The following is a 20,724-nucleotide window of genomic DNA, read 5'->3' as shown; positions in this document are numbered from 1 at the left end:
TATATACATTATACGTATCTTTGAATAAAAAAGTTTCATATTCTATTTACTGTAGTCCTATTATACTCGGTTTCCTGTAAAAAATCTTCAAAAAAATAGATTCATATTGACTATAACCTCTATTTTACAGTAAGCTTAGCTTAAATCTACTTTTAAATAATGGAGGAAATAATTATATATGATAACTGTTTCTAATGTAAGTTTACGATATGGTGATAAAAAACTTTTTGAGGACGTTAATTTAAAATTCACCCCAGGAAATTGTTATGGTGTCATTGGTGCCAATGGTGCTGGTAAATCCACGTTTCTTAAAATTTTATCCGGTGAAATTGAAGCCCAAACTGGTGAAGTTTCCACTCCACCTGGTATAAGACTTGCTGTATTAAAACAAGATCACTTCGCTTATGAAGACAATCAAGTGATGGATGTTGTTTTAATGGGTCATGAAAAATTATATGCAGTGAAACAAGAAAAAGATGCTATTTACATGAAAGCTGATTTTTCCGAAGCAGACGGGATTAGAGCTGCTGAATTAGAAGGCGAATTTGCTGAAATGAATGGTTGGGAAGCAGAGTCTGATGCCGCGATTCTTTTAAAAGGGCTTGGTATTGACGAAGGATTACATGATAAGAAAATGGCTGAACTTACCGGTGCACAAAAGGTAAAAATATTACTTGCCCAAGCACTATTTGGAAACCCGGATATTTTATTATTGGATGAGCCAACAAACGGTCTCGATATCCAGGCCATTCAATGGTTAGAGGAATTCCTAATAAACTTTGAAAATACGGTTATCGTTGTTTCGCATGATCGACATTTCTTAAATAAAGTATGTACGCATATAGCAGATGTTGATTTTGGTAAAATTGAAATCTATATTGGTAACTATGATTTCTGGTATGAATCCAGTCAGTTAGCAGCAAAAATGGCACAAGAACAGAATAAGAAAAAAGAAGAAAAGGTCAAACAACTACAAGCATTTATTGCTCGCTTTAGTGCAAATGCATCGAAATCACGCCAAGCAACCTCAAGGAAGAAATTATTAGAGAACATTACACTCGATGATATTAAACCATCTTCTAGACGTTATCCATATATTGCCTTTACACCAGAAAGAGAAATCGGTAAGGATGTACTTCGCGTGGAAGGTTTAACAAAAACAATTGACGGAAGAAAAGTGCTCGATAATGTCAGCTTTACAATGAAAAAGGAAGATAAAATTGCCTTTGTCGGAAAAGATGAAATAGCGAACACGACCCTTTTCAAAATCTTGATGGGTGAAATGGAACCTGATGCCGGCTCCTATGAATGGGGGATAACGACATCCCAATCCTATTTTCCAAAAGACAATAGTGCCTACTTCGACAATAGTGATTTGACATTAGTGGAATGGTTACGACAATTCTCACCAGAGGATGAAACAGAAACTTTCTTACGCGGATTTTTAGGAAGAATGCTTTTTTCTGGTGAAGAAGCATTGAAAAAAGCAAATGTTTTATCTGGTGGAGAAAAAGTACGTTGTATGTTATCAAAAATGATGTTATCGAATGCAAATGTGCTTCTCTTAGATGAACCAACAAACCATCTGGACTTAGAATCAATTACTGCCTTAAACAATGGATTAATGAAATTCAAAGGGGCAATGTTATTTACCTCCCATGACCATCAATCTGTTGAAACCATTGCCAATCGTTTGATTGAGCTTACACCAAATGGAATGGTTGATAAAGAAATGAGTTATAATGAGTATGTTGGAGACAAAGCATTGCAGGAGCAAATTACAAAGATGTATCAATCATAAATGATATAAAAACAGCACCTATTCCATGAATAAGTGCTGTTTTTGTTTATTTTAAAATCCCCACTGATTATTTTTTCTGTTTTGCTGCGATTTTTTCTAGCATATCTTTTGTCATTTTATCCAAATCATAGGTTGCTTTAAATCCCCATTCTTCAGTCGCCGCAGTGGAGTCAATTTTATTTGGCCAGCTATCAGCGATTTGCTGACGGGCGGGATCCACATCATAATCTAATTGAAATTCAGGCATATAAGTTTGAATCGATTTCGCAAAATCCTCCGGTGCCGCTGATATCGCGGAAATATTAAAGGCATTTCGATGTTTTAATTTACTAGGGTCTGCCTCCATTAATTGAACAATCGCTTCCAATGCATCTGGCATATACATCATATCCATGTATGTTCTTTCTGCAATATAAGAGGTATATGCCTTATTTTTTATTGCTTCATAATAAATTTCCACTGCATAGTCTGTTGTTCCTCCACCCGGTGGTGCAACATATGAGATGAGTCCTGGAAAACGCACACCACGGGTATCCACACCAAAACGGTGATAATAATAATCACATAGCAATTCACCTGATACTTTATTTACCCCATACATTGTTGTTGGACGTTGAATCGTATCTTGTGGTGTATTATCTTTCGGTGTTGCTGGACCAAAGGCACCAATCGAACTTGGGGTGAAAAACTGTAAATCTAGTTCTTTCGCAACTTCCAAGGCATTTACAAGACCACCCATATTAATATCCCACGCTTTTTGGGGCATTTTTTCAGCGGTGGCAGATAATAATGCAGCAAGATGCATGATTGTATCTACTTTATATTTCTTTGCTATTTCAAACAATCGCTTCCCATCGGTTACATCCAACTGTTCAAATGGACCTGAATGTTCTACTTCTTTAATATCTGTTGCAATAACATTTTCTGTTCCATATAAATCACAAAGTTTAGTGACAAGCTCTGAGCCGATTTGGCCAAAAGCTCCTGTTACTAAAATCTTTTTCATTCCAATAAACTCCTCTATGCATAGACTAAATGTAAACAGCCACTTATAAAAAACGATGATGAGTGGCCGTTTACGAAAAAAATCCCCTTAAATGACATCCATTTCTTTACCGATTTTTTCATAAATTTGAAGTGCTTTATCAAGCATTTCCTTCGTATGAGCTGCTGTCGGCATATTTCTTACCCGTGCAGTTCCTCTTGGTACAGTAGGAAATACGATAGATTTCGCGTATACTCCTTCTTCAAAAAGACGCTTACTAAATTGTTGTGCCTTTTTCTCGTCTCCGATAATACATGGTGTGATTGGTGTTTCACTATTACCAATATCAAAACCAAGCTTTTTTAAACCTTCTTTTAAATATCTGCCATTTTCCCATAAGCGGTCATGTAATTCTGTGCTTTCCATTAATAGTTCAATTGCCTTTGTACTTGCCTTCGCATCTGCTGGTGAGACAGCTGTTGAGAATAAGAATGGGCGTGAGCTCACCTTTAACCAGTCAATTAGATTTTGCTTCCCAGCTACATAACCACCGATAACACCAATTGCTTTGGATAATGTACCCATTTGTAAATCAACTTTATCTTGTAGGCCAAAATGTTTCACCGTCCCAGCACCTTTTCCAAGGACACCTGAACCATGTGCATCATCCACATATGTTATTAAATCAAATTCCTCTGCAATCTCTACAATTTCTGGAAGTTTCGCAATATCTCCATCCATAGAGAAAACCCCGTCGGTAATGACCATAATCTTTTTATATTGTCCAGATTCAACAGCCTCTTTTGCTTTCTGACGAAGGTCTTCCATATCAGAGTGATTAAAAGGAATAATTTTTGCTTTTGATAAACGACATCCATCAATAATGGAAGCATGATTTAATGCATCTGAAAGAATCGCATCTTCTTTATTCATTACAGCAGAAATTGCTGCCATATTACAATTGAATCCAGATTGATAAGAAATTGCTGCTTCTGTTCCTTTAAAAGAAGCAATTCTCTTTTCTAGTTCCACATGAAGATCTAAAGTACCATTAATTGTTCGAACAGCACCTGCCCCAACACCATGTGTATCAACCGCTTCTTTCGCCACTTGCTTTAGACGCTCATCTGTAGCTAAACCTAAATAGTTGTTAGAAGAAAGGTTAATTAATTGTTTCCCATCAATATTAATTTGAGGTCCATTTGCCCCTTGAACAGGATCAATCTCGTTATACATTCCACGTTCTTTTAAATCTGCAATACTTTCATTTAAAAATTTATTTAATATTTTACTCGACATATTAATTCCTCCTTCATTTATTAAAAGATATGTACATTTGTCTATGTGGAGTGTACATATTTCATCAAAATACCTTGCTATACATATAGTCTAACATAGCAAAGGAAAAATGTTTACCCGAAAAACACATAGATTTAAAATAAATATGAAAGGCTTTATTTCGTTATCATTTCATTTAATCACGCATTTATACCCAATGTTCTATCATCATCTTCTGTTTCTTAGCCTGAAATTATTCAGTTACAGATTTTGGGTTCTGGCATGATCATTTTTTTACTTATTGTGCGGTTTTCTAGAGTTCTGGGTATGATTAGTTCTTATTCGTTACCGATTTCAGGATTCTCTGGGGTTTCGGGCACGATTACTCCCTATTCGTTACTTATTTCAGGATTCTCTGGAGTTTCGGGGCACGATTATCTTCTATTCGTTACCGATTTCAGAGGAATCTGGAGTTTCGGGCACGATTACTCCCTATTCGTTACTTATTTCAGGATTCTCTGGAGTTTCGGGCACGATTATCTTCTATTCGTTACCGATTTCAGAGGAATCTGGAGTTTTGGGCACGATTATCTCCTATTCGTTACCGATTTCAGGATTCTTTGGAGTTTCGGGCACGATTACTCCCTATTCGTTACTTATTTCAGGATTCTCTGGAGTTTCGGGCACGATTATCTTCTATTCGTTACCGATTTCAGGATTCTCTGGAGTTTTGGGCACGATTAATTCCAGTTTAATTGAAGTGCACATATAAATTTAGTAAGTTAAGCATCCCATTGTCCTTTCCATTACTTCTATACGATTTTTCACCAATTTTAACAGTTAACAACTAAAAGTTTGCATTATATTGAGTCTTTTCATAAAATGATGATAAATAATATATAGTTAGGAAGTGTATAATGATATTTAAGCCTCCCGTTGAACCCCAATCATTGAAAATTCTCCGATGTTTAAAACCACGCATCATCTTGTCCAAAACAAACAATCGATACCTCCGAAGTTTAAAAAAAGGGTATCAAGGTGAAAAGAAATTTGCAGCATTATTGAATACCTTAGGTGATAATTGTATTGTTTTGCATGATTTATTACTAGAATACAACCACAGTATTTTTCAAATTGATTCTTTATTAATTACTGAAGGTGTTGTCTACCTCTTTGAAGTAAAAAATTATGAAGGAGACTTTTACTTTGATTCTGGACATTGGTTTAAGGAAAATGGAAAAGAAATTAAAGATCCAATGATCCAATTAAAGCGATCAGAATCTATGCTCCGTCAACTGTTTACCAGCATGAAAATAAACTATCAAATAAAATCTTATATCATTTTCGTCCATCCTGAGTTTACTCTTCTTCAAGCTCCAAGGAACATCCCTATTATTTTGCCAACACAATTGAAGCGATTTTTTCAACGTTTACATGAAAATACTGATATCATAAAAAAATCCCATGAACATTTAGCAAAAAAGTTATTGGACATGCATATAGAAGAACATCCTTATACCAAGCTACCTCATTATAATTACGAACAATTGAAAAAGGGAATCATTTGTAATTCATGCCATTCCGTTATGTTGAAAGTAGTTAAGAAAAATGTTGTTTGTAATCAGTGTGGACAACATGAGAGTACGAGTAGTGCTGTACTAAGAAACATCCAAGAATTCCAACTGCTTTTTCCAGAACATCAAATCACAACACATATTATCCACGAGTGGTGTGGAAAGTTGCTGTCTAAAAAGATCATTCGGAAAGTTTTAACAGAAAATTTTACGTGTATTCCTAAGGGTAGATCGACATATTATATTCATTCCCCCAATACGATAAGATAGGAAAAATTAATACCTCAGTCTATCCATTAACACATTTTAAATTTGATTGCTTTTTGGATACATTCAGATTTTATTCTTTACTAGCTTTAAAATTACCTGAGTGATCGAACGATATTAAATTCTTATTCATTCCCTGTTCTTAAATTAACTGGAATTTTGAAATCGATTACTCTATATTCATTCCCTGCTTTGTGATTATCCGGTAGCTCCAGGCACGATTAATCCTTATTCATTCCCTGTTTCGCTATTATCTGGAGCTTCAGGCACGATTATCTTCTATTCATTACCGACTTCAGGGGGCTCTGGAGTTTCGGGCACAATTATCTCCTATTCGTTACCACATTCACGATTTCTCCAATGATTAGGCACGATTAACCCTCCTATACATTACCAATCTTAATTCCCATGTAATATTATCCTAATACCTACCACATATGTGATTATTTGTTCCCCTAACCATATGACCAACGCCTGTCACTTAGCAAGAGGGAATTGCCAAAATAAAAAACGCATCTGCGGAAGATGCGTTTTTAAATATCTATTCAATAATGGTTATGTCTACTGTCCGGACGCCCCATTTGTTAGCTTCTGATTTTGTTGGTACGTGGATGTCAATTTTATTTCCTTTGATTGCACCACCAGTATCACCAGCGATAGCCTGACCATAACCTTCTACATATACTTTCGATCCCAATGGAATAACATTTGGATCAACGGCAATTACTTTTGCATTACGATCTTTATTTAAATCAATTCCTGTTGCTGTAATTCCAGTACATCCATTACATGCTGCAGTATATGCAGTTGCTGTCACTGTCATTGTTTTGCCTTCTGGATTTTCCTGTTTTTCTGATTTAGTTACCGACTCTTCTTTAGCTTCTTCTTGTTTAGTTACCGGTTCTTCTTTGGCTTCTTTTTTATTTGTTGATGCTTCTTCTGCTGGTTTTGTTTCTTGTACTTCTTCTTTTACTGTACTTTCTTGTGTTTCTTCCGTCTGATTTGTTGGCTCTTTCTCGATGGATAAACTTCCACTCTTAATATGAAGTTCTTGACCGATCAAAATGATTTCTGAATCCATATCATTCCAATCTTTAATATCCTTCACTGACACATTATGTTCCTTTGCGATGCTATATAATGTGTCTCCTTTTTCTACAGTATATATATCATCAATTGTAAGTTTTTGTTTTGGTTGAATTACTGTTGTCTCTAAATCGTTCATTTCCACTAAATGACCGACTGTTGTTTCATATGTGTTCGCAATATCCCAGAGATTATCTCCTTTCTGTACGACATGTTCCTCCGCGGAAACAGTGGATACGCTTGCGCCAACAATCATCAGACCCGTTGTGAATGTTGCTATGAATTTTTTCATAGTTTAATTCCCTCCTTGAGTTTGACATAGGTAATCGTAACATAGAAAATGCACCCATGCCTTTACAAGACTATTAAAAGTCTATTACAAGGATTACCATATTCGTAGTTTTTATTACATGATTAATAGATATTTTCTGGTTCATCCTCATAAATCCATATTTAACAACCGTTATTGCTGGAAATGAAAATTATTCCTATGTAATGAAATCGTAAAATACCTATGTATTATTTATGATACGAATTATTTAAAAACTCCGATTATGGAAAGGTGTGACGAAGTGAGAATATTTATTGGTGTAAATTAAAATCATTTAAAGATATAGGCTTGTAAAAATTGCCTCCAAAAAGGCGGTTCTTGATTCAAATCAAAAACCGCCTAATTAATTAGGTAGTATATCAGCTTTATTTCTTCATATAATTATGTTGTAGTCTTAAAATAAAAAGCATCTTTCAAGCTTTCATCTACAAAATTAATGAAAAAAGTTACTTAAAGCATGTAAAAAATCAATAAGCATATAACTACCGAAAGTAAGACAATACCTGTAATAAAAGGAAATTTATAATATTGGGGAACAAGTTTAGATAAAGGTCTTCTTTTTTTATTTTCCATTTTTCCAAAAGTGTGTTGAAAACTATAAAAAACAATATCAAAAAAACGTCCCTTAACGACATATCCACCCATCGCAATTAGCAAAAGCGAAAATCCAATAACAAAAGCTACATTAATATAGCTTAATAACGTTATTTCTTTATAAAAGACAAAAGAGGACAAAATAATAGCTACTTGTGATGATCCTAACCAAATCGAAAGTTTTTTTAAAAACAATGATTACACCTTCCATTCTTAAACTACAGTACATATCCAATAAAAAACAGCATGTAACGTCTCTTGATTAGTATTATATTATAGATTTCTTTATAAATAAATAAATAAAATAAGGAGTTATTTGAATTTGGCGTACTTTTTAAAGAATAATCATTTTACAATTAATAAAATTCTCTGTATAATATAATATAATTTTAAAAAAGGGGAGTGTAAGTAAATATGAAAAAGTCAAAAAATTTATTCTTTATCACACTATTAATAACCTTGGCCTTCATAATTTCTGGATGTGGCTACAATAGTTCAAATGATAGTGATGGTAGCGGTGGTGATGGGGGAGATTCAGGAAAAGGTGATTCTGACACAAAACAGGTTCTTAATCTAATAGAATCTGCTGAAATTCCAACAGGGGACCCAACATTAGCAACTGATGCCGCTAGTTTCATTGTTTTTGGGCAAACAATGGAAGGACTTTATGTTTTAGATGAAAATGATACACCTATTCCAGGAATTGCAGACGGAGAACCTGAAATAAGTGAAGATGGAAAAGAATATACATTTAAAATCCGTGAGAATGCAAAATGGTCTAATGGAGATCCTGTAACTGCAAATGACTTTGTCTATTCATGGAGAAGAGCTGTAAATCCTGAAGTTGCTTCAGAGTATGCTTATATGTTTTCAGGAATCATAAAAAACGCAACTGAAATTATTAACGGAAAAGCCGATAAAGAGGATTTAGGTGTTGAAGCAGTAGATGAAAACACATTAAAAGTTACTTTAGAACAGCCAGTAGAATATTTTGATTCCCTACTAGCATTTGGTACTTATCTACCATTGAATGAAAAGTTCGTTGAAGAAAAAGGCGACAAATTTGGTACAAACAGTGAAAACATGCTAGCAAATGGACCATTTGTCTTAACAGATTGGGATGGTTCAGGGCTTGAATGGTCATACGAACCAAATGAACATTACTATGACAAAGATGAAGTACATTTAACAAAAGTAAATGTACAAGTTGCCAAAACACCAAATACAGCAATTAACTTATATCAAACAGATGAAGCTGATCGTACAGGTGCATTAAGTGCTGAATATGCAAACCAATATCAAGATGATGAAGAGGCTTCTACATTTAAAGAAGGAAGTTCTTGGTACCTGAAATTTAACCAAGAAAGAAATGGTAAAGATACACCTTTAGCAAATGAAAATATTAGAAAAGCAATCGCTATGGCTTTCGACAAAAAATCATTTACAGATACAGTTTTAGCAAACGGCTCAATACCAAGCGATGGATATGTACCTGAAGGTCTTGCTAAAAACCCGGAAACAGATAAAGATTTCCGTGAAGAGAGTGGAGATTTAATCTCTTACGATGTAGAAAAAGCACAAGAATATTGGAAAAAAGGGTTAGAAGAATTGGGTGTTGAAGAGATTAAACTTGATTATCTTAGTGATGACACAGAAAACGCTAAGAAAACTGGGGAATATTTCCAAAACCAATTAGAAACAAATTTAGAAGGATTAAAAATTGAACTTACTAACGTTCCTTTTAAGGTTCGTTTAAAGAAAACAACAGATCAAGACTATGATATCGTTATGCATGGTTGGGGACCTGATTACTTGGACCCAATGACATTCCTTGACTTGTACCTTACAGATGGTACAAATAACAACACTGGTTATTCAAGTGAAGAATTTGACAAGTTAATTGACGATGCGAAAGTTAAATATGCAAATGATCCACAAAAACGTTGGGAGGCTATGCTGGAGGCTGAAAAATTATTAATTCAAGAAGATACAGTTATAGCACCAATTTATCAAAGAGGTCGCTTAGTTTTAATCAAACCGTATGTTAAGAACTTCCATGAACATTTATTTGGACCTGATTATTCTTTAAAATATGTAAAAATCGAAAAATAAATTAACGTACAAAAAAAGAATAAGTTAAAAAATTTAATTAAATTAATAGAAAGAGAGTATATATACTCTCTTTCTAGCTTTTTACATATATCTTTTTTGAATATTTATATAAATTAGTCAACAAGGAGGAAGCAAGATGGCGAAATATTTAACGCAACGAATTATTTATATGATAATCACGTTGTTTATCATTGCTTCATTGACCTTTTTTTTAATGAAATTTTTGCCAGGAACCCCTTTTCAAAATGAAGAAAAATTAACGGAAGAACAGAGAATTATTTTAGATGAAAAATATGGGTTAGATGACCCATTGCCTGTTCAATATGCAAATTATATGATAAATATCGCAAAAGGTGATTTAGGTGTTTCTTTTCAATACGATAACCAACCTGTTTCATCATTATTATTAAAACGAATCGGACCTTCACTCACCTTAGGGTTTCAAGCGATGTTTATAGGTACAATTATTGGGATTATGCTTGGTGTACTCGCAGCTCTATTCCAAAATACATGGATTGACTATGGAAGTACATTTTTAGCTGTGCTCGGAAAATCTATACCATCTTTTGTTTTTGCAGCTCTATTACAATACTATATTGGTGTAAAATTAGAATGGCTCCCTGTAGCTTCCTGGAACGGGTTCAGCTATTCAATTATGCCAACAATAGCATTAGCCATTTTCCCAATTGCAACTGCAGCCAGGTTTATGAGAACTGAATTAATTGAAGTATTTAGTTCAGACTATATTACACTTGCAAAAGCAAAAGGGAATTCTCGTACGGAAGTAGCTATCAAACATGCGATACGAAATGCGTTAATTCCGCTTATAACCGTATTGGGACCAATGGCTGTTAGTTTAATGACCGGTTCAATGGTAATAGAGCAAATTTTTTCCATTCCTGGAATTGGTGAGCAATTTGTAAAATCAATTCAAACGAATGACTTTCCAATTATAATGGGAACAACAATTTTCTTTGCTTTCCTATTAGTGGTAATCATTTTAATCGTAGATATACTATACGGTATCATTGACCCTAGAATTCGATTGGCGGGAGGGGATAAACATGAGTAATTCAACAGAAAATCTTCCCAAGGAACTTTTTGAACCTGTTTCAACTGATCATATGAATAATGAAGTAATTGCAAAGCCACAGCTTTCGTTTGCAAAAGATGCTTGGCTTCGAGTACGTAAAAACAAAGGTGCCATTATTAGTGCTGTTATTTTATTATTTATCTTTATAATGGCAATTATTGGGCCCTATCTTTCACAATATGATCCATATGCTCAAGATGTGACAAAAGCAAATCTTCCACCTAAAATACCAGTAATTGAAAACTTAGGAATATTTGACGGTACACAAGACATTAATGGTGAGAAAAGCGATATATACAAAAATAAAAATGTACAAGAATATTATTGGTTTGGCACGGACAGCCTTGGACGTGATTTGTTCTCACGTGTATGGCTTGGAACAAGAGTATCCCTATACATCGCTTTATTAGCTGCACTTATTGATATGATTATTGGTGTTGCTTATGGATTGGTTTCCGGATTTAAAGGTGGCCGAGTGGATAATGTGATGCAACGTATACTAGAAATTATTTCTGGTATTCCGAATTTAATTGTCGTTATTTTAATGTTATTAATATTAAAACCTGGAATCATGTCGATAACAATTGCAATGGTTATAACCGGTTGGATTGGTATGGCAAGGGTTGTACGGGGACAAGTTTTGAAACTGAAAGACCAAGAATATATACTGGCCTCTAAAACATTAGGTGCTAGAAACATACGATTATTAATTAAACACCTACTCCCTAACTTATCTGGAGTAATCATTATTAATACTATGTTTACGATACCTAGTGCTATATTTTTCGAAGCATTTCTTAGTTTTATCGGGATAGGTCTACAAGCTCCTGAGGCTTCCTTAGGTACACTTATCGAAGATGGTTATCAGACCTTTCAGTTCTTGCCCCATTTGATGATCATACCGTGTATTGTGATCTGTATCATACTAATATCCTTTAACTTGATTGGTGATGGAATCAGAGATGCATTTGACCCTAAAATGCGTGATTAACAGATGAGGTGAAAACAAATGGGAAAAAAAATACTTGAAGTAAACGATCTTCATATATCTTTTCATACATTTGCTGGGGAAGTTCAAGCAATCCGTGGTGTGGATTTTGATTTATATGAAGGGGAAACACTTGCAATTGTGGGTGAGTCTGGTTCAGGTAAGTCTGTAACTACAAAATCTATTATGAAGCTTCTACCTAAGCATAATTCAGAAATAAAGTCAGGTAAAATTATTTTTCAAGATAAAGATATCGTGCAAGCAACTGAGAAACAAATGCAAAAAATTCGGGGTAAAGATATATCAATGATTTTTCAAGATCCGATGACATCATTAAATCCTACCATGACAATTGGTAAACAAATTATGGAACCATTGATTAAACATGGGAATTTTAAAAAATCTGAAGCAAGAAAACAAACACTTAAATTATTAGATTTAGTCGGAATTCCTAAACCAAAGATTAGAATCAAGCAATATCCCCACCAGTTTTCCGGTGGGATGAGACAACGTGTAGTGATAGCTATAGCACTGGCATGTGCACCAAAAATTTTAATTGCTGATGAGCCTACAACTGCTTTAGACGTGACAATTCAGGGACAAATATTAGAATTAATGAAGGATTTACAACAACAAATTGAAACATCGATTATTTTTATTACGCATGATTTAGGTGTTGTAGCAAATGTTGCAGATCGTGTTGCAGTCATGTATGGTGGAAAAATTGTTGAAGTTGGAACAGTTGATGAGATTTTTTATAATCCACAACATCCTTATACATGGGGATTAATTAGCTCCATGCCTAGTTTAGATGGAATGGATGATGAACTATATGTTATTCCTGGGTCGCCTCCAGATTTATTAAAACCACCTAAAGGAGACGCCTTTGCACCGAGAAATCGTTATGCAATGCAAATTGATTTAGAAAAAGAACCACCCATGTTTAAAGTATCAGATACACATTATGCTGCTACATGGTTGTTACATCCAAATGCTCCCAAAGTAGAACCACCTCAAAACATTCAAGATAGAATGCAGAAGTTTTCAAAGGGGGCATATTGAATTGGCTGAGAAAGAAAAATTATTAGAAGTAAAGAATTTAAAACAATATTTTAATATTGGAAAATCAAATGAAGTGAAAGCTGTTAATGATATTAGTTTTGACATTTATAAGGGAGAGACATTTGGATTAGTCGGTGAATCAGGATGTGGGAAATCTACAACAGGTAGAACCATTATACGTTTATATAATGCAACAGGAGGTTCTGTTTTATATCGCGGACAAGATGTTCATGAAAAAAAGACAAAATCTGAGTTAAAGGATCTTCACCAAAAAATGCAAATGATTTACCAGGATCCTTATGCTTCACTAAACCCTCGTATGAAAGTGAATGATATCATTGCAGAAGGAATTGATATCCATGAACTTGTTAAATCGAAAAAGGAACGTAAAGATAAAGTACAAGAATTGTTAGAAACAGTTGGTCTTAATCGTGACCATGCGAACCGCTATCCACATGAATTCTCTGGTGGCCAAAGACAACGAATAGGAATTGCACGAGCACTAGCGGTAAATCCAGAATTTATAATAGCAGATGAGCCAATTTCGGCTTTAGATGTCTCGATTCAAGCACAAGTAGTTAATTTACTAAAAAAACTACAACGTGAAAAAGATTTAACATATTTATTTATTGCACATGATTTGTCAATGGTAAAATATATTAGTGATCGTATTGGTGTTATGTATCAAGGTAAGTTAGTCGAAGTGGCAACTTCAGACGATTTATACCTCAATCCAATGCATCCATATACGCAGTCATTACTGTCTGCAATCCCGTTACCAGACCCTAGTTATGAAAGAACACGCAGAAGAATATCATATGATCCTACTTCACATGGTTATGAAGAAGGAGAAGAGGTCTATATGCGTGAGGTTGCACCCAATCACTATGTTAATTGTTCAGAAAAGGAATATAAGCAATACCAATCAAACTATAATCCTAAATAGTCTAAAACCGGATAAACGTGCATACAAAGAGGAGAGGATAGAACATAACTAACTCCCTCAAAGGTTTAAAGTGGTTCCAATCATCGTTTTGATGTTTGGAACCATCTTTTTAATTGTTCTCCATTACACCTATTTTTATCGATATAAACGTAAATCCTAGTCCATTTTAACCTTTTATTTATTGTTTCTGGTATTGATTAGTATTCTCATGCACGCTTACCCCCTTAACATTATCTATTATCCCTAAATATAATTATTCTGGTTTCTTTAACACCCCTGACATTATATGGTGTTCTATAGTGTGATTATCCTATATTCACTATTCTTCCAATAATTGAGCATGTTTATCCCCATGCCTTTACAAGACTGTTGAAAATCTATTACAAGGATTACCATATTCGTAGTTTTTATTACATGATTAATAGGTATTTTTTTGGAGTGTAAAAAAACAATAATCATTATTTATATTGGTTTGTAAAAAATGCATCCAAAAAGACGGCCCTTGATTCATATCAAAAACCGCCTAATTAATTAGGTAATATGTCAGCTTTATTTCTTCATATAATTATTTTGTAGTCTTAGGATCAAAAGCATCTTTCAAGCCTTCACCTACAAAATTAATGGAAAGAATTGTTAGTGTGATACACACTGCTGGTGGTACCCAAATCCATGGCTTATTTTGCAAAACATCTGTTTGTCTTGCTTCCATTAACATATTACCCCAGCTTGGGATTTCAACTGGAACACCAATCCCAATAAAGCTAAGTCCTGCTTCTGCAACAATATATGCAGCTAAAAGTAGAGTAGCTTGTACGATAATTGTTGTCATAACATTAGGGAGTAAGTGTTTAATAATTGTCTGGGATGGTCTACATCCAATTGACCTAGCAGCTAATACATATTCATTTTCCTTTTCCGAAAGTATCTTTCCACGAACAATACGTGCTACACCACCCCATCCTAATAAGCTAAATACAATGATCAAACTCCACATCCCTGTCACTTTCCCCATACCAATAAGAATAGCATTTAACACAATTACAAATACCATAAAAGGTAATGTTAAAATAAAATCAGTAAAACGCATAAGCAAATTATCTACCCATCCACCATAGTAACCCGCAATTGATCCTACGGTAGAACCAATTAAGGTAACAAAGAACATAGAGGTTAATCCGATAGTTAATGACACTCGTCCCCCATAAAGTGTTCTTGTAAATACATCTCTACCATTTCTATCTGTTCCAAGCCAATGTTCACTGGACGGTTCTTGGTTTATATTCTGCATATCAATTCGAGTGACATCGTCTGATGTAACATAAGGTGCAATAAATGATACAAAGATAATGAATAATAAAAACCCTAAGCTAATCATGGCTAATTTTCGTTTCATAAACTTTTTACGAGCTATTGTCCAAGTGGAATCAAATTTTTGTTGTTTTTTTATATTAGTCTGTACTGTAGGTTCCATTTAAACCCTCCTTAATAACGGATCCTAGGATCCACTACACCATACAATAGATCCGCGATTAGATTCCCGAATAAAGTAAGAAACGAAAATAATAAGGTAAGCGACATAACTACTGCATAGTCCCTTGTATCAATTGCATTAATAAATAACATACCAATACCTGGATAAGTGAAAATTGTTTCGGTAATAATTGCTCCCCCAATTAGGGTTGCTAAGTCAAATCCAAAGAATGTTACAAGAGGAATAATTGAATTTCTAAGAATATGTTTATTGTATATTGCTGATTCACTAGTTCCTCTAGCTCTTGCGCTTCGAACATAATCCATCTGGCTATTTTGGACAATATCATTTCGTAAAAATTGTGTATACGATGCAGTAGAAAACAATCCTAGTGTCATGGCTGGTAAAACAACATGATGAATCCTATCCATCCAAAATTCCCATGTTCCCTGTTCAAGACCAGGAGTTATGGAGCCATTGGATGGAAACCAACCCAATTTAAAAGAAAAAAAGTAAATTGCAACAATTGCAATAATATACTGCGGTATCGCAATACCTCCATAGTTGAATGTAGCAATCACATTGTCTCCTAACGTATATGGTTTTCTACCAGAATACATTCCAAGTGTAAAAGCCAGAATATATGTAATGATTAATGACGTGATTGCTAAAAATATAGTATTGGGCAATCGCTCCAAAATTACATCCATGACAGGCTTCTTATATGTTGTAGATTTTCCCAAATCTCCCTGAGCGAGATTTGTAACCCATCTTTGATATTGTACTGGTATTGGATCATTATAACCAAGGTTCTCCCTCATCTCCTCAATATACTCCACACTAGTATTGTTTGGATCTATCTCCCCCGAAAAGGGGTCCCCTGGCATTAGTTTTGCCAGGGAAAAAACAACAATAGAGATAAGGATTAACAATGGTATCATTCCAAGTAGTCTGCGAAGTGTGTAACTAATCATGAGCATTTCTCCTCATCTGGCAATTAAATTTTGATGCATGCTTTCAGCTGATTATCTTTATTTTTCTATATACCACTCGTGGAATTCACGTGGTCCAGTAGCATCAATTGTTACACCTTGTATGTGGTTGTTAATACCATACAAATCAAGGTTCTCCCAAAGTGGTAATCCAGGAAGTTCCTCATTATAAAGCTTTTGCCAATCAATATAAACTTGTTTACGGTAATCTTGTTCAAAAGACTTTTCGCTTAGTCCTTCTTCTAGTAATTTATCAGATTCTTCATTTACCCAACGGCCATAGTTCCATTCAGATGTACTATGCCATAAGCCAGATGGGTCAGGGTCAGAACCTACACTCCATGCTCCGAAGAATACCTCTAAATTTTCATCATCATTATCTTTCATTTCATTATACGTATTAAATTCTACTAATTGACCTGTTGCAAGTTCTGTTTTAATCCCAACATCTTCCCAGTTTTGCATAATTGCTTGCGTACGACCTTCAAATGCTGCAGGTCCAGCATAATGTCCGAATTTCACAACAAATTTTTCACCATCTGGGTCTTCAACAAAGCCATCTCCATCAACATCTTTATATCCAGCTTTATCAAGCAGTTCTTTTGCCTTTTCTGGATCGTAATCATACTGTGTTAATTCAGATTCATCCGCAACAATCCAATGAACGGATGGGATTGGTGTATTCACAATTGTTGCTTTTCCATTTAAGTAAGAGTCTACAAGTGATTCACGATCTAATGCATAAAACATGGCTTGCCTTAGTTCTTTGCTCTTGAATTTATCATAATCTGCTACAGCAGTCCTGTTTTCTTTATCATAATGACCGAAACGGAATCCAATATAAGAATATCCTAAACCTTCTTGTTCCTCAATTCTGACATGATCTAATGTTTCCAATTCTTCTACATCATCTGGGCGAATTTCCATAAAATCAATTTCACCATTTTGTAATGCACCGATCGTCAATGATGGGTCAATTACTTTAATAAGAACTTCCGATAACTTAGGTTCTCCTTGCCAGTAATCATCGAAACGTTCTAGACTCACATATTCCCCTTCGACCACTTCTTTTACTTTAAAGGGACCAAAACCTACTGAATTTTCTCTCACTTCTGGTGCTGAAGATAAATCTGCTACAGGTATATCTTCTAATTCAGCTTTTGGCATTGGATTTGTCCACAGGTTCTCTAAATTATTTACTTTTGCTTCATTAAATGTGATAACTGCAGTATAGTCATCCTTCACTTCAAATCCTTTAACCGTATCTGCATCACCTTTACGGAATTCCTCCGCACCTTCGATTTCCTTTACATAATCAAAGCGAGGTCCATCATAATCAGGATGAGCTAATACCTCAATGGCAAATTGCCAATCTTCCATTGTCAATTCTTCTCCATTATGCCATTTAACTCCTTCTTTCAATTTGAAAGTAAACACTTTATTGTCTTCTGTTTCCCACTCAGCAACATGAGGAGTATACTCCATATTTTCATTCGCGGAAATCAACGAATCATGAATAAGATCATTTATTCTTGAATCAATGATACTGCCCGCAAATCCTGGTACAAATAGTCCTTCTGGAGCTGTGTCTACTGCATATGTCAACTGACCTTCCTCACTAGACGCATCAGATCCTTTTTCATCATTACTTTTTTCTTCTGTGGTATCCTTTTCTTCTTTATCCTCTCCAGAAGTATCCCCTGAGCATGCAGCCATAACAAAAACAACAGCTAAAATCAATACAAATAAAAACGAAAATTTCTTTTTCAATGAAAGTCCCCCTTTTTTAAATTTTGAATAAATTAATCATATAAAAGACATGCGACCTTATGCTTAGACCTCACCTCCTTCAATTGTGGTATTACTTTCTTACACTCCGGCATTGCTGCTGGACATCTAGTATGAAACACACAACCAGAAGGCGGATTCTGCGGGCTTGGCACATCTCCCTCTAAAATAATTCGTTCTTTTTTCTTTAACGGATCAGGTTCTGGTATTGCGGACGTCAAGGCCTTTGTATAAGGATGAAGCGGCTCTTTATAAATAGCATTATTATCTCCAACTTCAACCATATTCCCTAGATACATGACTCCAATTCTGTCACTCATATGTTTAACCACACTTAAATCGTGGGCAATAAATAAATAAGTTAATTCGAATTCAGTTTGCATTTCTTTCAATAAATTTAATACCTGTGATTGAATCGATACATCTAATGCACTAACAGGTTCATCCGCAATTACTAATTTCGGCTGTAATGCTAATGCTCGAGCTATTCCAATTCGTTGACGTTGACCACCTGAAAATTCATGTGGGTACTTATAATAATCTTCTTCACGAAGCCCTACTTTTGATAGTAATGCTTTTACCTCTGGTTCTAATTCCTTACTAGTCTGACGAGTAAAATTACGAATAGGTTCGTCTACAATACGACCTACCATCATTTTCGAATTTAATGATGCGTACGGATCTTGGAAAACCATCTGGATGTTTCTTCGGAATTTACGAAGGCTCGATCCTTTTAATTTTGTTATATCCTTGCCCTCAAATAAAATTTGTCCGTCAGTGGCATCAGTTAATCGTAAAATCGTTCTACCTGTTGTAGATTTCCCACAACCCGATTCACCTACTAAACCAAAAGTCTCCCCTCTTTTTAAGGTGATTGAAATATCATCAACAGCCTTTACATCCCCTACTTTTCTTTTAAAAAAACCTGCTGTTACTGGATAGTATTTTTTTAAGTTCTTTACTTCAAGAAGTATATTGTCCTTAGCACTTACATTACTTTTCTGCTCTTGCTCTATTTTTACCTGTTCACTCATAAACTGATTTCCTCCTTTTCTTCGCTGTAGTCACTTGGATAGCACTTTTCATAAAGGAGACATCTTGCTAAATGCTGATCACCATTTACATTTCCAAGCTGTGGTGATACCTTTTTACAGCTGTCAAAAGCTTTATGGCACCTATCAACAAATCGACATCCAACTTCAGGCATATTTGTTATGGGAGGGACGACTCCTTGAATTGTATTTAATTTATCAGTTACCTCTTCCATTCGAGGAATGCTCTTTAATAGCGCTTCTGTATATGGATGTTTTGGTTTGGTAAACAGGTCTACTACTTTTGCCTCCTCCACAATTTGCCCTGCATACATTACAATAACTCTGTCTGCTATATCGGCAACCACGCCTAAATCATGTGTTATAAGCATAATTGCCATATCTTCTTTTTCTTGAATATCTTTTAATAGCTCTAAAATTTGCGCCTGTACGGTAACATCTAAAGCAGTTGTCGGTTCATCAGCAATCAATAATTTAGGATGTAATGCGATTGCAATCGCAATCATAACACGTTGTCGCATTCCACCTGATAATTGATGTGGATATTCATCTATTATTTTTTCCGCTCTAGGGATACCAACTTCTCGTAATAATTCGATTGCTCTTTTTCTTGCATCTTTCTTATTGATATTAGAATGATTGAACAGAACTTCCTGCAACTGATACCCTATCGTAAAAACTGGATTTAGGGCGGTCATAGGCTCTTGGAAAATCATAGCGATGTCACGGCCACGTACTTTATTCATCTCTTTTTCCGTTTTTTTCGCTAAGTCTTCTCCATTAAATAAAATTTCACCATCACTAATTTTAGATATACCTTTAGGTAATAATTGCATAATTGATAACGACATGACACTTTTCCCACAACCTGATTCACCTACGACACAAACAACTTCTTTTGGTTTTACCTCTAAATTAATATCTTCTATTGCATGATGGAACTTTCCCTCAATATAAAAACCCGTATGTAATTTTTTTACTTTTAGTAAGTCTTTTTCTTGCTGTTTATATGTCAAAAGACCCTCTCCCCTTTCTGGTTGAGACTTTTCGGCCAGTTTTTTTATTTTTCAAATTGTAATACAAACGTAATATTTAGATTTCTTAAATTATATACCATTTAAATAATTTAGACAAGTGGATTTTTTAAAAACATGCAACTTTTCAAAAAATTTGGTGTAAATAGCCTTTTGTTAGCACTATATTTCTATCTTTATCGATATATGTTTTTACCTTTTTTCAATATATATCGATGAAACTTTACTATCTTCATCATTTTTACGTGTAATCAAAATACAAAAAAACCA

17 protein-coding genes are annotated in these 20,724 nt (G+C 34.7%); 8 read left to right on the top strand and 9 right to left on the bottom strand.

Features of this window, described 5'->3' with window-relative positions; translation table 11 throughout:
* Window positions 1-178 precede the first annotated feature (178 nt).
* Window positions 179-1,801, top strand: coding sequence for an ABC-F family ATP-binding cassette domain-containing protein (locus tag FHP05_RS04060; RefSeq protein ID WP_147665967.1), 1,623 nt, complete (start codon window positions 179-181; stop codon window positions 1,799-1,801).
* A gap of 67 nt (window positions 1,802-1,868) precedes the next feature.
* Here FHP05_RS04060 and FHP05_RS04055 read toward each other — a convergent pair whose 3' ends face one another.
* Together FHP05_RS04055 and FHP05_RS04050 are read right to left on the bottom strand one after the other, a co-directional pair.
* Complete coding sequence (locus FHP05_RS04055; RefSeq protein WP_147665966.1) at window positions 1,869-2,807, bottom strand: L-threonine 3-dehydrogenase; 939 nt, start codon at window positions 2,805-2,807, stop codon at window positions 1,869-1,871.
* 87 nt (window positions 2,808-2,894) lie between these two features.
* Window positions 2,895-4,085, bottom strand: a complete 1,191-nt coding sequence (locus FHP05_RS04050; RefSeq protein ID WP_147665965.1) for a glycine C-acetyltransferase — start codon at window positions 4,083-4,085, stop codon at window positions 2,895-2,897.
* Window positions 4,086-4,641: 556 nt separating this feature from the next.
* Between FHP05_RS04050 and FHP05_RS04045 the strand changes: the two genes are divergently transcribed.
* Together FHP05_RS04045 and FHP05_RS04040 are read left to right on the top strand one after the other, a co-directional pair.
* A complete protein-coding gene (locus tag FHP05_RS04045; RefSeq protein WP_147665964.1) occupies window positions 4,642-4,836 on the top strand; it encodes a hypothetical protein in 195 nt (64 codons plus the stop codon).
* 145 nt (window positions 4,837-4,981) lie between these two features.
* Complete coding sequence (locus FHP05_RS04040; RefSeq protein WP_147665963.1) at window positions 4,982-5,908, top strand: nuclease-related domain-containing protein; 927 nt, start codon at window positions 4,982-4,984, stop codon at window positions 5,906-5,908.
* A 538-nt stretch (window positions 5,909-6,446) separates the two neighbouring features.
* Here the strand turns inward: FHP05_RS04040 and FHP05_RS04035 are convergent.
* Together FHP05_RS04035 and FHP05_RS04030 are read right to left on the bottom strand one after the other, a co-directional pair.
* The gene (locus FHP05_RS04035) at window positions 6,447-7,283 is read right to left on the bottom strand and encodes a 3D domain-containing protein (RefSeq protein WP_147665962.1); all 837 of its coding nucleotides are present in this window, start codon (window positions 7,281-7,283) and stop codon (window positions 6,447-6,449) included.
* Window positions 7,284-7,772: 489 nt separating this feature from the next.
* Complete coding sequence (locus tag FHP05_RS04030; RefSeq protein WP_147665961.1) at window positions 7,773-8,111, bottom strand: DUF3899 domain-containing protein; 339 nt, start codon at window positions 8,109-8,111, stop codon at window positions 7,773-7,775.
* A 219-nt stretch (window positions 8,112-8,330) separates the two neighbouring features.
* On the opposite strand from FHP05_RS04030, the gene FHP05_RS04025 reads away from it, so the two are divergent.
* The 5 genes from FHP05_RS04025 to FHP05_RS04005 all read left to right on the top strand — a co-directional run bounded on the left by FHP05_RS04025 (window position 8,331) and on the right by FHP05_RS04005 (window position 14,117).
* Window positions 8,331-10,028 (top strand): peptide ABC transporter substrate-binding protein, encoded by a 1,698-nt coding sequence (locus FHP05_RS04025; protein WP_147665960.1) that lies wholly within the window; start codon window positions 8,331-8,333, stop codon window positions 10,026-10,028.
* Between the two features lie 136 nt (window positions 10,029-10,164).
* Window positions 10,165-11,100 carry an oligopeptide ABC transporter permease gene (opp3b, locus tag FHP05_RS04020; protein WP_147665959.1) on the top strand — a complete coding sequence of 312 codons (936 nt, stop codon included), beginning with the start codon at window positions 10,165-10,167 and terminating at the stop codon, window positions 11,098-11,100.
* Entirely contained in the window at window positions 11,093-12,112 is a 1,020-nt protein-coding gene (gene opp3C / locus FHP05_RS04015) for an oligopeptide ABC transporter permease (protein ID WP_147665958.1), read from the top strand. The genes opp3b and opp3C overlap by 8 nt, the downstream gene beginning before the upstream one ends.
* Window positions 12,113-12,130: 18 nt before the next feature.
* On the top strand, window positions 12,131-13,171 hold the full coding sequence (locus tag FHP05_RS04010; RefSeq protein ID WP_147665957.1) for an ABC transporter ATP-binding protein: 1,041 nt from the start codon (window positions 12,131-12,133) through the stop codon (window positions 13,169-13,171).
* A 1-nt stretch (window position 13,172) separates the two neighbouring features.
* Window positions 13,173-14,117: an ABC transporter ATP-binding protein gene (locus FHP05_RS04005; protein WP_147665956.1), complete on the top strand. Its 945-nt coding sequence runs from the start codon at window positions 13,173-13,175 to the stop codon at window positions 14,115-14,117.
* A gap of 565 nt (window positions 14,118-14,682) precedes the next feature.
* On the opposite strand, the gene opp4C is transcribed toward FHP05_RS04005, so the two are convergent.
* From opp4C to FHP05_RS03980, 5 genes are read right to left on the bottom strand one after another with little or no spacing between them, the layout of a single operon-like run.
* Entirely contained in the window at window positions 14,683-15,588 is a 906-nt protein-coding gene (gene opp4C / locus FHP05_RS04000; protein ID WP_147665955.1) for an oligopeptide ABC transporter permease, read from the bottom strand.
* A gap of 11 nt (window positions 15,589-15,599) precedes the next feature.
* A complete protein-coding gene (opp4B, locus tag FHP05_RS03995) occupies window positions 15,600-16,562 on the bottom strand; it encodes an oligopeptide ABC transporter permease (RefSeq protein ID WP_147665954.1) in 963 nt (320 codons plus the stop codon).
* Between the two features lie 57 nt (window positions 16,563-16,619).
* Window positions 16,620-18,350: an oligopeptide ABC transporter substrate-binding protein gene (gene opp4A / locus FHP05_RS03990; RefSeq protein ID WP_230973917.1), complete on the bottom strand. Its 1,731-nt coding sequence runs from the start codon at window positions 18,348-18,350 to the stop codon at window positions 16,620-16,622.
* Window positions 18,351-18,382: 32 nt separating this feature from the next.
* The gene (locus FHP05_RS03985; protein ID WP_147665953.1) at window positions 18,383-19,402 is read right to left on the bottom strand and encodes an ABC transporter ATP-binding protein; all 1,020 of its coding nucleotides are present in this window, start codon (window positions 19,400-19,402) and stop codon (window positions 18,383-18,385) included.
* Window positions 19,399-20,436, bottom strand: a complete 1,038-nt coding sequence (locus FHP05_RS03980; RefSeq protein ID WP_147665952.1) for an ABC transporter ATP-binding protein — start codon at window positions 20,434-20,436, stop codon at window positions 19,399-19,401. Before FHP05_RS03980 ends, FHP05_RS03985 begins: the two co-directional genes overlap by 4 nt.
* Window positions 20,437-20,724: the final 288 nt, after the last annotated feature.

The organism is Cerasibacillus terrae (genome assembly GCF_008039555.1).
Lineage (GTDB): Bacteria > Bacillota > Bacilli > Bacillales > Amphibacillaceae > Cerasibacillus > Cerasibacillus terrae.
This window is presented reverse-complemented; position numbering and strand designations above follow the sequence as displayed.